At 61.2% G+C, this 14,713-nt stretch carries 12 protein-coding genes; 7 read left to right on the top strand and 5 right to left on the bottom strand.

Annotated elements, in window-relative coordinates:
- The first annotated feature begins 3 nt into the window (after positions 1-3).
- The 6 genes from I6E51_RS11280 to I6E51_RS11255 all read left to right on the top strand — a co-directional run bounded on the left by I6E51_RS11280 (position 4) and on the right by I6E51_RS11255 (position 4,986).
- A complete protein-coding gene (locus I6E51_RS11280; protein ID WP_197107705.1) occupies positions 4-1,002 on the top strand; it encodes a ribonucleotide-diphosphate reductase subunit beta in 999 nt (332 codons plus the stop codon).
- Positions 999-1,478 (top strand): GNAT family N-acetyltransferase, encoded by a 480-nt coding sequence (locus I6E51_RS11275; RefSeq protein ID WP_197110368.1) that lies wholly within the window; start codon positions 999-1,001, stop codon positions 1,476-1,478. Before I6E51_RS11280 ends, I6E51_RS11275 begins: the two co-directional genes overlap by 4 nt.
- Positions 1,479-1,553: 75 nt before the next feature.
- Positions 1,554-2,081, top strand: a complete 528-nt coding sequence (locus I6E51_RS11270) for a hypothetical protein (protein ID WP_307783928.1) — start codon at positions 1,554-1,556, stop codon at positions 2,079-2,081.
- A 217-nt stretch (positions 2,082-2,298) separates the two neighbouring features.
- Positions 2,299-3,189, top strand: a complete 891-nt coding sequence (locus I6E51_RS11265) for an ABC transporter substrate-binding protein (RefSeq protein ID WP_197110367.1) — start codon at positions 2,299-2,301, stop codon at positions 3,187-3,189.
- A 4-nt stretch (positions 3,190-3,193) separates the two neighbouring features.
- Positions 3,194-4,207, top strand: coding sequence for an amino acid ABC transporter permease (locus tag I6E51_RS11260; RefSeq protein ID WP_197107699.1), 1,014 nt, complete (start codon positions 3,194-3,196; stop codon positions 4,205-4,207).
- A gap of 26 nt (positions 4,208-4,233) precedes the next feature.
- The gene (locus I6E51_RS11255) at positions 4,234-4,986 is read left to right on the top strand and encodes an amino acid ABC transporter ATP-binding protein (protein WP_197108559.1); all 753 of its coding nucleotides are present in this window, start codon (positions 4,234-4,236) and stop codon (positions 4,984-4,986) included.
- A 60-nt stretch (positions 4,987-5,046) separates the two neighbouring features.
- Here I6E51_RS11255 and I6E51_RS11250 read toward each other — a convergent pair whose 3' ends face one another.
- The 5 genes from I6E51_RS11250 to I6E51_RS11230 all read right to left on the bottom strand — a co-directional run bounded on the left by I6E51_RS11250 (position 5,047) and on the right by I6E51_RS11230 (position 12,525).
- Positions 5,047-5,802 carry a 3-hydroxyacyl-CoA dehydrogenase gene (locus I6E51_RS11250; RefSeq protein WP_197110366.1) on the bottom strand — a complete coding sequence of 252 codons (756 nt, stop codon included), beginning with the start codon at positions 5,800-5,802 and terminating at the stop codon, positions 5,047-5,049.
- Positions 5,803-6,957 (bottom strand): thiolase family protein, encoded by a 1,155-nt coding sequence (locus tag I6E51_RS11245; protein ID WP_197110365.1) that lies wholly within the window; start codon positions 6,955-6,957, stop codon positions 5,803-5,805.
- Between the two features lie 38 nt (positions 6,958-6,995).
- Positions 6,996-7,850: a CoA ester lyase gene (locus I6E51_RS11240; RefSeq protein ID WP_197107693.1), complete on the bottom strand. Its 855-nt coding sequence runs from the start codon at positions 7,848-7,850 to the stop codon at positions 6,996-6,998.
- Positions 7,851-7,947: 97 nt separating this feature from the next.
- Entirely contained in the window at positions 7,948-11,895 is a 3,948-nt protein-coding gene (hrpA, locus tag I6E51_RS11235; RefSeq protein WP_197110364.1) for an ATP-dependent RNA helicase HrpA, read from the bottom strand.
- A 42-nt stretch (positions 11,896-11,937) separates the two neighbouring features.
- Positions 11,938-12,525 carry an antibiotic biosynthesis monooxygenase gene (locus I6E51_RS11230; RefSeq protein WP_197107682.1) on the bottom strand — a complete coding sequence of 196 codons (588 nt, stop codon included), beginning with the start codon at positions 12,523-12,525 and terminating at the stop codon, positions 11,938-11,940.
- A 407-nt stretch (positions 12,526-12,932) separates the two neighbouring features.
- On the opposite strand from I6E51_RS11230, the gene I6E51_RS11225 reads away from it, so the two are divergent.
- Positions 12,933-14,702 carry an ABC transporter family substrate-binding protein gene (locus tag I6E51_RS11225; protein ID WP_197107680.1) on the top strand — a complete coding sequence of 590 codons (1,770 nt, stop codon included), beginning with the start codon at positions 12,933-12,935 and terminating at the stop codon, positions 14,700-14,702.
- The last annotated feature ends 11 nt before the right edge of the window (positions 14,703-14,713 follow it).

Below are 14,713 nucleotides of genomic sequence, written 5' to 3'. Positions count from 1 at the left end.
GTAATGGGAATTCTAGGAACAGGCCTCCAAGACGGCCTCCTGCTGAAGCCGATCAAGTACCAGTGGGCAATGGACCTGTACGACCAGGCCGTCGCCAACACGTGGTTCCCTAACGAGATCCAGCTGGGCGAAGACATCGCCGACTTCAAGAAGATGACTGATGAAGAGCGTCACGCAGTGACGTTCCTCATGAGCTACTTCAACCCGAATGAGCTGCTCGTCAATAAGGCACTCGCTTTCGGCGTGTACCCCTACGTTTCTGCCGCAGAATGCTCGCTGTACCTCGCGAAGCAGATGTGGGAAGAAGCTAACCACTGCATGAGCTTCGAGTACGTTCTCGAAACCTTCCCCATCGACCGTGAAGCGGCCTACAACTCTCACGTTGATGTGCCGTCGATGGCGCGCAAGGAAGAGTTTGAGATGAAGTACATCCGTCGCATGACGGAGCAAACTCTCGACATCAACACCATCGAGGGCAAGCAGGACTTCATCCGTAACCTCGTTGCCTACAACGTGGTGCTCGAAGGCATCTGGTTCTACTCGGGCTTCATGGTTGCTTTGTCGTTCCGCCAGCGCAACTTGCTGCGCAACTTCGGTTCGCTCATGGACTGGGTTGTTCGCGATGAGAGCCTGCACCTCAAGTTCGGTATCAACCTGATCCTCACGGTGCTCGAAGAGAACCCCGAGATTCAGACCGAAGAGTTCGCTGACGAAATTCGCCAGATGATCTTGGATGCTGTGGAGATGGAAGAGGCCTACAACCACGACCTGCTCCCCGGTGGCATTCTCGGCCTCAACGCCAACTACATCAACCAGTACGTCAAGTACTTGGCTGACCGTCGTTTGGAGGAGCTCGGATTCGAGGCGCACTACAAGGTCTCGAACCCGGCCAAGTGGATGGCGACAGCCAATGACACTCTTGAGCTCGTGAACTTCTTTGAGTCGACCAATACCTCATACGAGGCCAACGCGTCGGCAACCACCAAAGCCAAAGTCGAGTGAGCCTGACCGTTGCGCGGGTCGGTTGGTTAGACCCGCGAGCGGTCGAGCAGCGAGCGGCGATGGATGAAGAGACGGGCGCGATCTATGCCGGCCGTCAGGCTGATCTTGACGATGCCGGACGCACCGCAGTGAGAGCGGCGTTGACTGTCTCGCCCGATGACATCAGCCACACGCTGTTGGTGCTCGACGGAGACACAGTGATTGGGCATGCGGCCCTTCGTCCCTTTGAGCAATCGCTTGAAGTGAAAAAGGTATTCGTCGACTCTCGTCACCGTGGCAAAGGCGCAGCGCGTCTGCTGATGCTCGAGCTAGAAGCAGTTGCTCGCGAAGCGAATGCACGCTCACTGATTCTGCAGACGGGCAACTTGCAGACGCCCGCAATGGCGCTCTACGAGAGCCTTGGTTACGAACGCATCGATGTATTCGGCACCTACGCAGCGATCCCTTTCAGCGTCTGTTATGAGAAGTCTTTATAGTCCGTTCAGCTTCGCCATCTAAGCTGCACCGGATGGGGGATACCCCTCATCGACCTAACCCGGAACAATTGCACTGTGAGTATTTTTCGGCGGCGCCCGCGCCTTAACTTGGGCAAGTTTAAGGCGCCCGAGCCTGTCGAAGCGGCACCCATCGAACGGGTAGTCGAAGAGGGCGTGCTGATCGCGCGTAATGCCGTGCGAATGGCCGTCAAGAACCGCATTATTGTGGATGCCGCCCGTGACCACCTCGACTACGACGACGGTGCGTTAGCTGGCTTGGTGCACGTCGAATTCGACCACCTCGCCGAGCAGACGGAACCGCTGCTTCGTGGCTCCCACTCTGACCGCAACCGCGCCGTGCAGGCGGGGCTCGCTGAGGGCCTGCGCCAAGCATCCATGAATGGCGAACTCATTTCGGCCATCATCGATGAGGCGCGCGAACTAGCGTGGAGTGAGATTGGCACGGCGATTATCGCGAAGCTGCGCGATTCGTATATTCCGACCGCTGATCCGCAGTACCTGAAAGACCGCGATACACGGCTTCGTGAGCTGCGCACCATCAACTTGGCCGAGCTCGAAGCTGCGACGCAGGGCGAGTACTAAGCCCCGCATTCGCGCTTCGGGGTTGCCGCTGAGCCGTGCATCCGCTGAATATTCGTCACTGCTCTCTTGGTGCCGCAAGTACACGGCGCAAGTGAGCGTAATATTGCGCGCACCCGGGGGTAGGCTTCCAGCGTCGATGATTCAGTGGCGCACCCGTCAGGGGCGACGCCTTATCGCCGGCACCAGCTTTCATCGGGATAAAGAAAAAGGTTGCACCATGAAAATCACCTACGCGCTGCCAGCATTGGCCGTCGTCACCGTCCTCGCACTGTCGGGATGTGTTGACAACAGCACCGACACCGGTACCACCGGCGGCAGCACTGTTGAGGTCGGCATTGACGAAGCAGCTGTTGCCCTCTTGCCCGACGACATCAAAGAGGCCGGCGTTCTCGTAGTCGGTATCGACCCGACCTACGCTCCCAACGAGTACAAGGATGACGCGGGTAACCCCATCGGATGGGAAGTTGACCTCGGCAACGCCATGGCTGCCAAGCTCGGTCTCGACACCCAGTACCAGCCCTCCAGCTTCGACAAGATCATCCCCAGCGTCACCGGCGGTAGCTACGACATCGGGCTTTCCTCCTTCACCGACAATGAAGAGCGCGAGAAGGTCGTCGACTTCGTCAACTACTACGAGGCTGGAATTCAGTGGGCCCAGCTCATTGGCGTCGACGTTGATCCCGCCAATGCGTGTGGCCTGACGGTTGCAGTGCAGACCGCGACGTACGAAGAGACTGACGAGCTTCCCGCGAAGTCGCAGGAATGCACGGATGCCGGCAAGGAGCCCATCGACATTCTCAAGTTCGACACTCAAGACGAGGCGACAAACGCTCTCGCTCTGGGCCGTGCGGACGCCATGAGCGCTGACTCGCCCATCACCCAGTACGCGGTGAGCCAGGTTGGCGACAAGATTGAACTCGCAGGCGACTCGTTTGACACCGCACCGTACGGCATCGCTGTAGAGAAGGATTCGGCGCTGTCGGATGCCCTCCAGGCGGCGCTGCAGTCGATGGTCGATGACGGAACCTACAAGGCGATCCTCGATGACTGGGGTGTCTTCAGTGGCGCCGTCTCGTCCATCACCATCAACGCGGCAACGTCCAGCTAAGTAGATGGCTGCATCACGCTCTGACCGTTCGGCGACACCTGCACAGGTGTCGCCGAACGGCGTTGATCAAGCAGAGGCAATCAAAGCGATTCGTCTCCGTCACCCCTGGCGCAATGTCATCGCGGTCATCCTCGTCGCGATGCTCGTGCTCTTTCTCGTCGACGCGTCTCAGCGTGAGGCGTATGGCTGGGCGAACTTCGGCAAATACATCTTCGACCAGCGCATCTCGCAGGCCGCCGGCTATACCCTGCTGCTGACGGTGTATTCGATGGTCATTGCGATCATCCTCGGTGTCACCCTGGCCGTAATGCGGCTGTCTGATAACCCCGTCGTCAAGGGCATTGCCTGGCTGTACCTCTGGGTTTTCCGCGGCACTCCGGTATATGTGCAACTCGTATTCTGGGGACTGTTCGCCACGATCTATTCCACGATCGATGTCGGCATCCCGTTCACTGAGCCGTGGCTGTCGTTGGAGACCAGCGACCTCATCAGCGTGTTCTGGCTTGCCGTGATCGGGTTGGCGCTCAACGAATCTGCCTACATGGCCGAGATTGTGCGTGCCGGAATTCTCTCGGTCGACAAGGGGCAGGACGAGGCGGCAACCGCCCTCGGAATGTCGTGGATGCAGACGATGACGCGGGTCGTCATCCCTCAAGCAATGCGCATCATCATTCCGCCCACCGGCAATGAAGTCATTTCGATGCTCAAGACCACCTCGCTGGTCACCGCCATTCCGTTCAGCCTCGAGCTCTACGGTCGCTCGCGCGACATCTCTGTCGTGATCTTCGACCCCATCCCGCTGCTGCTCGTAGCCTCGGCCTGGTACCTGCTGTTCACCTCGATCCTGATGGTCGGCCAGTACTTCCTCGAGAAGCGCTTCTCGCGCGGTGTTGGCCAAGCACGCCCCGAAAAGGCGGGCACGGAGACGGGAGCGATCTCGGTGAAGACCGGTGTAATTGACACTCCGGGTGAGGCATCCGATTCCAGTACGGATCCGTCAGGAAAGGAGCACCGATGACGAACGCAACGACAAGCGGCGCACCGATGGTGCATGCCGATCGCGTCTCGAAGAGTTTCGGTTCCAATGAGGTGTTGAAGAGCATTTCGCTCTCGGTGCCCCAGGGCGAAGTGATGTGCCTGGTTGGCCCAAGCGGCTCCGGCAAGTCGACGTTCCTGCGCTGCATCAATCATCTAGAAAATGTGGATGCCGGTCGACTCAGTGTCGACGGTGTTCTGGTCGGTTACGAAGAACGCGGCGACAAGCTTTATGAGCTCAAGCCACGCGAAGCCGCCCGCCAGCGCCGCGATATCGGCATGGTGTTCCAGCGCTTCAATCTGTTCCCGCACATGACGGCCCTTGAAAACATCATTGAGGCGCCCATCCGCGTCAACAGGGTGAAGAAGGACGCTGCAATCGCGAAGGGCCGCGAACTTCTCGCGCAGGTTGGGCTGGCCGAGAAAGAGGATGCCTACCCGGCACACCTTTCCGGTGGTCAGCAGCAGCGAGTGGCCATTGCGCGCGCTCTCGCCATGGAGCCCAAGCTCATGCTCTTCGACGAGCCGACGTCGGCTCTCGACCCGGAACTCGTGGGCGAAGTGCTCGACGTCATGAAGGGTCTCGCCGAATCCGGCATGACCATGATCGTGGTCACGCACGAGATGGGGTTCGCGCGCGAAGTCGCTGACCAGCTCGTGTTCATGGATGGCGGCGTTGTCGTCGAGTCGGGTGACCCCGACGAGGTGCTCGGCAACCCGCAGCACGGCCGCACGAAGGCCTTCCTCTCGAAGGTACTCTAGGCGCGATTCGCTCGGTTCCTTTGGCTCGCTTGCGGGCTTCGGTCGATCCGGGTGCTGCGGCTAGCGCGGCTGCATCCGGATCGCACCGTCGAGGCGAATAACCTCGCCATTGAGCATGGGGTTCTCCACGATGTGCTGCACGAGCGCGGCGTACTCCGCCGGTCGTCCCAAGCGAGACGGATGCGGCACTTGAGCGCCGAGAGAATCTTGCGCCTCCTGCGGCAGGCCTGCCATCATCGGCGTCTCGAAGATGCCGGGAGCGATGGTCATGACGCGCACCAAGGCCGAAGCGAACTCACGGGCCAGCGGAAGCGTCATGCCTGCGACGCCAGCTTTCGACGCCGCATAAGCGGGCTGACCAATCTGGCCGTCAAAGGCTGCGACGGATGCCGTATTCACGATCACGCCGCGTTCGCCGTCGATCGGTTCGGTTTCGACCATCGCGGCTGCCGCCAGGCGGATGACGTTGAACGTTCCCGTGAGGTTGATGCCGATCACGGTCTCGAAGGTGTCGAGCGGCAGCACTCCCTTGCGGCCGAGCGTCTTGCCCGGGGTCGCAACGCCAGCACAGTTCACGACGATGCGCAGCGGTGCGGTTGAGGAGGCGAGGGCAACGGCAGCCTGAACATCCACCTCTGAACGCACATCGGTTGGTGCGAACAGGAAGCCATATTCGGCGGCGATCTCGATTCCGCGGGAGCTGGGAAGGTCGGCGATGGTGACCTTCGCACCCTGCGCGGCGAGAGCGCGGGCGGTAGCAAGACCGAGTCCGCTTGCGCCACCGGTGATGAGTGCTGCGGCATCCTGAATCTTCAATTAGAGCCTTTCGATGAGGGTTGCGTTGGCCATGCCGCCGCCTTCGCACATGACCTGAAGGCCATAGCGACCGCCGGTGCTGTCGAGTTGGTTGACGAGAGTGGTGAGTAGGCGTGTGCCGGACGAGCCGAGGGCGTGACCGAGGGCAATGGCGCCGCCGCGCGGGTTCACGATCGTGGGATCGACCGGGAACTCTTGCAGCCAGGCGAGAGCGACCGAGGCAAACGCTTCGTTGACTTCGATGCTGTCGAGCTGATCGAGGCGGATGCCGCTGCGCTCCAACACACGGTGGGTTGCGGGGATGATCCCGGTCAGCATTTCAATCGGGTCGGAGCCGACGACCGCAAAGGAGTGGAACCGTGCGAGTGGCCGGAGCCCCCAAGCGGCAGCGCGCTCTTCGCTCATGATGAGCACCGCCGAAGCGCCGTCGGTGAGGGGTGAAGAGTTGCCCGCGGTGACCTTCCACTGAATCTCGGGGAAACGGGCGGCAATCTCGGCATCGTAGAAGGCTGGGCCGAGGCCGGAGAGACCTTCTGCTGTCGTGCCTGGCCGGATCGTTTCATCGTGGCTGAACTCGCCAATGGGCAGAATCTCGGCGCTGAAATCGGCGGCGGAAGCACGGGCATGCGAGAGCGCGGCGAAGACATCGAGGTCATCGCGGTCGAGCCCCCAGCGTGCCGCAATGAGCTCGGCGGAGATGCCCTGATTCACGAGGCCTGCGGGGTAGCGGTCGTCGAGCAATGAGCTCGTGGTGCTGTAGCCGAGGGTGGCTTGGCCGATGGGGTGAGAACTCATGAGCTCCACACCGCACGCGATCACGACGTCGTTCACGCCCGCCATGATCGACTGCGCAGCGAAGTGCGCAGCCTGCTGGCTTGAGCCACACTGACGATCGATTGTGGTGCCCGGCACCGTCTCGGGAAGCCCCGCTGCGAGCACTGCATTGCGGGCGATATTGACCGCCTGCATGCCGGATTGCGTGACACACCCCGCCATCACATCATCGATGGTGGCGGGGTCGAGATCGTGTCGGTCGACGAGGCTGCGTAACACCACAGCGAGGAGATCGACCGGATGCTCGCCAGAGAGCGCTCCGCCCGGTTTTCCCCGGCCCGAAGGCGTACGAATCGCGTCAACAATGACTGCCGTTGTCATGGTTCAAGACTAACGGCGAGTCCGCTTAAGCACTACGGTTAGGCCGGTTCGACACCGAACGCGCGAGCGAGCTTGTCAATCTTCTGTGCGCGGCCAAGGCGGGGCAGGTCACTGCCGTCGCGGATGACGCGGCCACGAGCTTCGAAGTCTTCCAAGAATTCGCGAGCCCACGCGACATCCGAACGAGTAGGGCTGATGACTTCGTTGATGATCGGCAGCTGCTCGATGTCGAGGCACAGCTTGCCTGTCATGCCGAGGGAGACGGCCATGCCGCCCTGTTCGCGAAGAACGGGGTGGCTCGTGCCGACGGTTGGGCCGTCGATGGGGCCGGGCAGGTTGCCGACGCGGCTGGCGATAACCAGGCGCGAGCGAGGGTAGGCCATGGCGAGGTCGTCGGCGCTGGCACCGGTGTCGCGACGGTAGTCGCCACTGCCAAAGGCAAGACGGTAGGCGCCGCGGGCGCGGGCAATCGACACTGCTTCTTCAATGCCGAGTGCGGACTCCACGAGGGCGATCACGGGAGTGACTCCCTTGAGGCGGTCGAAGGTTTCAGAAACGTGAGCTGCTGCTTCGGCCTTAGCCAGCATGACTCCGCGCAAGCCGGGGAGACCGGCGAGAGCATCCACATCGTCTGACCAGAAATCGGAGGTGCGGTCGTTGATGCGAACCCACCCGCTGCCACCATTGCTCAACCATTCGACAACGGAATCGCGAGCTGTGGACTTGAGGCGCGGGTCTACGGCATCCTCAACGTCGAGGATGATCTGGTCGGCGCGTGAGCGCTCAGCGGCGTCGAAGTCTTCGGGGCGAGTTGCGGCAACCAAAAGCCACGAGCGCGCGATCTCGGCGGAAACTTCGTGGGTGGTCGGGTGATCGGTGGTGCTTTCGGACACGCGTGAACTGCTTTCTTTCAGAAGAGAGGCCGGTTATCGTGCTTCTCGCAGCCTCCAGAGTAACTTGTGGGGGTGACGGGCCGCTGAATAACAGGGTTTAGGAAGCGAGCACTTTGGCTATGCGCTGCAGGCTTACCGATTCGGCGGTTCCTAAGTGTTGCGCAAAGAGGCTCAACCGTAGTTCTTCGAGCATCCACCGGGCGCGCACGATCTGCGGTTCGGGATGCTGCTCTAGCGGCAGAGTGCCGCCCGCGTCCTTATAGCGTCGGGTCGCTAATTCGACTTCGGACATCCACCCGCGGTCGCGACCGGGGTTCTCCGTGAGCTTTGCAACCCGATGCTCGATGCCCTTCAGATAGACCGGGAGCCGGCGCAACTGGATGAGCCCTGTCGCCGACACGAAGCCGGGGAAGACGAGTGCATCGAGCTGTTCGCGCGCATCTCCGAGTGGTGCAATCAGGTGCATGCTTGTTGCGGCACGGATCGCCTTATCGGCCAGTCGAACGCCTGAAACAATGGATGCCACGAGCGAGACGGTCGTAAACAGCGAGTCGACAAGCCCTGCCGAAATCTCGTTCCGCAGCGCTTCGAATTCGCTCTGCGAGAAGATGTCGCGATCGCCCATCACGGAGTCAACGCACGCGCGCAAACAATCGTCAAAGAGCGCATTCGTGGAGCGATACGGGCTCTGGGCGAGCACCAGCTTTTCAGTGCCCGTGAGATGTTCGTTGATGTAGCCGAGCGGCGAGGGAATCGCCAGCAACAGCAGGCGACGCACACCGCTCTGGTGCGCGATGGCCTGATCGTAGGGAGTCGACATGAGGCGAATGGACACCGAGTCGCCGTCATCTACGAGTGCGGGGTAGGCGCGGATGGTGTTGCCGCCGTGCTTGGTGTCGCGGGAGCGATCGAGTTCGCCGAAATCCCAGGTTGTGATTCCGGAGCGTTCGAGGGTGTCTGCGGAGCGTTCCGGCGACCGCTGAGCGGCGCCTTCGACAGCCCGGGCAACACTCTCGCGGGCGACCGGCTTGAGGCTCGCTTGCAGGCTGCGCAGTGACTTGTTGGCGCCGACTTTTTTGCCGCGCTCGTTGATCACGGCGAAGGTGACCTTCAAGTGGGCGGGAACGCGGTCGAGTTCGAAGTCGGATGCCGCGACCTTGACGTAGGTCAGTCTCGCGATTTCTTTGGCCAGATATTCGGTCACGCCTGGGCCCTCGTCGAGGGCGGCGGCGGCGGGATCGTCGGGAGCGTTTTCGAGCAAGCGGCGAGCCCAGTCAGCGGCGGGGACGACGTTGCGGCGAATGGGCTTCGGCAGGGCCTTGATGAGCGCGGTCACGAGTTCTTCGCGCAGCCCAGGCACTTGCCAGTCGAAGCCTTCGGGGCGAAGTCCGGCGAGTAGGGGCAGCGGCACAGCGACGGTTACTCCGTCATCGTCGGTGCCGGGCTCGAAGCGGTACGTCAGGCTCAGCGTTTGATCGCCGCGCACCCATGTGGTCGGGAAAGCGGTCTCGTCGACTTCGGCGTCATCCGCATTCTCGAGCAGGTCGTTGGTCGTGAGCGTCAGCAGGTCGGGGGAGTCGTGACGAGCTTTCTTCCACCAGCCTTCGAAGTCGCGCACGGAGGCCACGGTGGCGGGCACACGCTTGTCGTAGAACTCGAAAATGGTTTCGTCGTCGTGCAAGATATCGCGGCGACGGCTGCGCTCTTCGAGCTGCTCGAGGTCACGCCGCAGTGCGCGGTTGGAGGCGTCGAAGCCCCACACGCGCTTGTCGCGTTTCGTCAGGTCGTCTTCGCCCTCAACAAGGGCATGGCGAATGAAGAGTTCGCGGGCGGCAGGCAAATCAACGCGCGAAAACTGGATGCGGCGGCGAGCGGCGAGCGTGACGCCATAGAGCGTCACGCGCTCGAACGCGACGGCGGCGCCCTGCTTCTTCTCCCAGTGCGGTTCCGAATAGCTGCGCTTCACGAGATCGCCGGCAAGCTTCTCAGCCCACACCGGATCGATTGACGCATTCATCCGTGCGAAAAGCCTGCTCGTTTCCACGAGCTCAGCGCTCATGATCGCATTGGGCTGTTTCTTGGCCAGTGCTGAGCCGGGGAAGATGACAAACCGAGTCTGACGGGCGCCGATGTAGTCGCGCTTGGCGACATCCTTGAGGCCAATGTGGCTGAGCAAGCCGGCCAGCAGTGAGCGATGGATGCCGTCGGGATTCGAGTGCGCGTCACCGATCACGAGACCGAGCGGTTTGGCCATCCGGCTCAACTGGCGGTAAACATCGTGCCATTCGCGCACGCGCAAATAGTTGAGATATTCGTTTTTGCACATACGTCGAAACTGGTTGCCCGAGAGTTCTTTCTGTTTCTCTTCGAGGTAGTTCCAGAGGTTGAGCATGGAGAGAAAGTCACTGGTGGGGTCGATGAAGCGCGCGTGCTGCTGGTCGGCTTGCGGGCGCTTATCGAGCGGACGCTCGCGTGGGTCTTGGATGCTGAGACCGGCAACAATCGCCATGACTTCGCGGGTCGTGCTGTGCTGCTTCGATTCGAGCACCATGCGCGCGAGCCGGGGGTCAATCGGCAACTGGCTGAGCTGCTTGCCGATGCGGGTGATGCGCGGGGCCGCATCTTTCGGTTCTTTTCCGCCGGCTGAGCGTGGGCCGGTAACGCTCGATGAGGTTTTGGTGCTGCGGAGCGCAGCGGTGTTCTCGACGGCACCGAGTTCGGTGAGCAGGTCGAGACCGTCTTTGATGCCGCGAGAATCTGGCGGCTGCAAGAACGGGAATTCGGCGATGTTGCCGAGGCCGAGAGAGATCATCTGCAGGATGACCGCCGCGAGGTTGGTGCGCAGAATCTCGGGTTCCATGAACTCGGGGCGTGCGTTGAAGTCTTCTTCGGAGTAGAGGCGGATCGCGATTCCGTCACTCGTTCGTCCGGAACGGCCCGAGCGCTGGTTGGCGCTGGCCTGGCTGATGGCCTCGATCGGCAGACGCTGAATCTTCGCGCGCGTGCTGTACCGGCTGATGCGCGCGGTTCCGGCATCGATGACGTAGCGGATGCCGGGCACGGTCAGGCTGGTTTCGGCCACGTTGGTGGCGAGCACGATTCGGCGTCGCGTGCCGGGCGTGCGGCGCGACTCGAACACGCGGTGCTGTTCGGCGGAGCTCAGTCGGCCGTAGAGGGGGAGCACTTCGGTGCCCTCGGAGAGTTTGCCGGCACTGATGCGTGCGCGGATGGATTCTTCGGCATCCCGAATTTCGGTTTCGCCGGAGAGGAACACGAGCACGTCGCCGTCGCTCTCGCGAGAGAGCTCGTCGAGGGCGTCGTTTATGCCTTCGAGATAATCGCGGTCGGCGCGGTTCGCGGCCGCTTCTTCGGCATCCTCCGCTTCGAGATCGTCGCCAGTGCTTTCTTCGGCAACGAGGGGACGGTACCGAATCTCGACGGGAAAGGTGCGGCCAGAGACTTCAATGATGGGCGCGCCATCGAAGTGTTTCGAGAAGCTTTCGGGGTCGATTGTGGCACTCGTGATGATGATGCTGAGATCGGGGCGGCGGGCCCGCAGCTGCTTGAGATAGCCGAGCAAGAAGTCGACGGTGAGGCTGCGTTCGTGGGCCTCGTCGATGATGATCGCGTCGTACTTCTTGAGGTCCCGGTCGCGGTGAATCTCATTCAGCAGGATGCCGTCGGTCATGAGCTTCACGCGCGTGTTTTTGCCCACACGATCGGTGAATCGCACTTGGTAGCCCACGAGGTCACCGAGTTCGCTACCGAGTTCTTCGGCAATGCGCTCAGCAACGGTGCGCGCGGCAATCCTTCGTGGCTGCGTGTGCCCAATGGATGTCTTGCCCAATTCGAGCAAGATCTTGGGCAGCTGGGTGGTTTTTCCGCTACCGGTCGCTCCCGCGATGATCACGACTTGGTTCTCGCGAATGGCCTTCGCGATGTCGTCTTTGCGCTGGCTGACGGGCAGCTCGGGTGGGAAGGTCACCACGATGTCAGCGCTCGCGACAGTCGCGGTGCTGGCGGAGTGAACTTCGGAGGCAGACATAGCCCTTCAGCTTACGCGCTGTGCGCCATTCTGGCCGCGCCGTTACTTCGTCGGTGACAACCAGCGCCGCAGCATCCGGGTTACTCCGGGCAGTAACACGTAGGTCATGATCGGCGTGAGGAAGAGCGTGGTGAGAAGCACGCGCGCGAGGATCGGCAGCGTATCCCAGCCGGGCACGAGCAGGGTCACAAGGTAGGTGAATGCGAGGTTGAGGGGGAAGAAGCCCAACCAAATGGTCACGGCTTGTTTCCAGCGGGGTGGTGCGGCGGAAACCGCAGGGGTGGCTCCCGCGTGCTCGACGGTCACCTCGGTCGGTTCATCGAACCAGCCTTCGATGCCTGTGCGGCGCTCGCTGCGGTGCTGGCTCATGAACGGGCTGCCGCTCTGCAGCCACCACGCACGTTCGGGGGATTGCTCCCAGTGCAAGAGTGCTGCGTCATCCGCGAACCGGTAAAGCATGTGCCACGTAGTGCTGTCGGTGCCGGCGCGTACCCAGCCGGAGCCGAGAAAGCCGGGATAGGTGGTGGCGAGGTTGATGCCGGTTTGCATCCAGGCAGTGGCTTGCGCGATACGGGCGGGGTCAACGGTGCGTTCGATCGAAATGGTGATCGGGGCGTTCTCTGCAGGCATCAGCGCACTCCTTTCTGTTGTCCAGCGGCAACAGTGACAGCCGGTGTGGGCTTAGCTGGGTTCAAGTCTAGGTTGGATGCCGTGTGCTCTTGCTGTGCTGGTGTGTAAATTTCTTGTGTCATCGCGTTCAGTCGCGCGGTAGGCCAATTCTCGAACGTGTGTGTGTGGCGGGCCCTTTAGCGCACCCCCGTGGAGGCCACAAATGCTGTGCCCTCTCACCCTCCGCTCATCCGCGCATCACCCCCACTGTGGGGTAGACACAGGAATCCGCGCAGGATTGTGTCGTTCTTGTTGCGAATTGTGCGAATCGTCAGTTTCTATTGCCCTGACGTTCAGCAATACGGTGTAATGGCGGCCATGGGATTGGTCTACACCGTCCCTTCGACCACCTTTCTACTGGAGGAAAGATGAAGAAGAAGCGCGTCTCAGCTGCCATAGCTGTGCTCGCGGCCGGAGCCCTCGCCCTAACAGGGTGTACTCCGCCGTATGAGTCAGAAGTAATTGCCGACACCGAGATCACGGTGGCGTGGAATGACTTGATTGACAACTTCAACGGAAGCAGTGCAGCAGGTAACAACACAGCGAACAACGTTGTGCTGTACATGATGAACTCAACGTTCCTGTACTACAACAGCGAGCCAGCTCTCGTGCGTAACACCGACTTCGGCTCGTTCGAAAAGACGAGCGATGACCCTCTGACGGTTAAGTACACCCTCAACGACAACGTCACCTGGTCTGATGGAACCCCCATCGACTCCGCTGACTTGCTGCTCGCGTGGACCACAATCTTCGCCGGTGTTGAGGATGCTGAAGGCGCTCCGCTCTTCACCCACGCCAACCCGCGTGGTGACCTTGCTTCGGCTCTGCCGGAGATCGACGACAAGAGCATCACGATCGTGTACGACAAGGCCTACGTTGACTGGGAGATCCAGTTCGACATGGGTGTTGCCGCTCACGGTGTCGTGTCGCTTGCTTACCCCGAGATCACTGATCCCGAGGAAGCAAAGGCGATGTTCGTCGAGGCAGTTCAGAACGACGACGTCGAATGGCTCACCCCGGTAGCCAAGGCGTGGAACGACGCCTACCAGGCGCCGAGCACTCCCGACAGCGACCTTGTTGCTCTCTCGAGCGGTGCCTACGTTCTCGATGAACTCGTAGAAAACGAGTACGTTGCGCTCAAGGCCAACCCGCTCTACACCTGGGGCCCGTCGCCTAAGTACGAACGCATCATCGTTCGCCAGATCGAGGACTCGACCGCTCAGGTTCAGGCCATCGAGAACGGTGACGTTCAGATCGCAGCCGGCCAGCCGACTCCCGACGTGCTCGAGCTCGTCAAGGGACTCGACAACGCTGACTACGTAACTGCGGATGAAGCGACTTACGAGCACGTTGACCTCACGTTCAACAACGGTGGTCCGTTCGACGCCGCCACCTATGGTGGAGACGAAGACACCGCCAAGGCAGTTCGCCAGGCATTCCTGAAGGTCATTCCTCGTCAGGAGATCCTCGACAAGCTGATCGTGCCGCTGAACGAAAACGCCACTCTGCGTGACTCGGTACTGCAGATCCCTGGTGCTCCCGGCTACGACGATATTGCTTCGAGCAACGGTTCGGCTGGCTACGCCGAGGTCGACATCGATGGCGCCAAGAAGCTGCTCGCTGATGCCGGAGTGACCACTCCAGTTGAGGTCAAGTTCTGGTACCCCGAGGGCAACGTCCGTCGTGCATCAGAGTTCGAGTTCATCCAGCAGTCGGCTGCTCTTGCCGGCTTCACGGTTGTTGACGACTCGGAGCCCACTTGGGCATTCACCGACAAGGAAGCACTGCCGGTCAACCCGCACGACGCGGTTATCTTCGCATGGCAGTCAACGAGCCTCGCGCTCACCGGTTCTGACCAGTACCTCGGTACCGGCCAGCCCAGCAACTTCGGTGGATACTCCAACACCGAGGTAGACGGACTCCTCAAGGACCTCGAGACCGAGCTGGACCCTGCGGTTCAGACCGAGATCCAGGTTGAGGTCGAGAAGCTGGTGTGGGAAGACGCGTACGGCGTTACTCTCTTCCAGTTCCCCGGAATCACCGTCTGGAACAACTCAGTAACGAACGTGGACCCGAGTCCACTGTCGCCGACCTACTTCTGGAACTTCTGGGAGTGGGCACCGACCGACTCCGAGTAATTTCTCGGTAG

It is taken from the genome of Salinibacterium sp. NSLL17 (assembly GCF_015864935.1).
GTDB lineage: Bacteria > Actinomycetota > Actinomycetes > Actinomycetales > Microbacteriaceae > Rhodoglobus.
The sequence above is the reverse complement of the archived record's forward strand: the minus strand, read 5'-3'. Positions and strand labels throughout refer to the sequence as shown.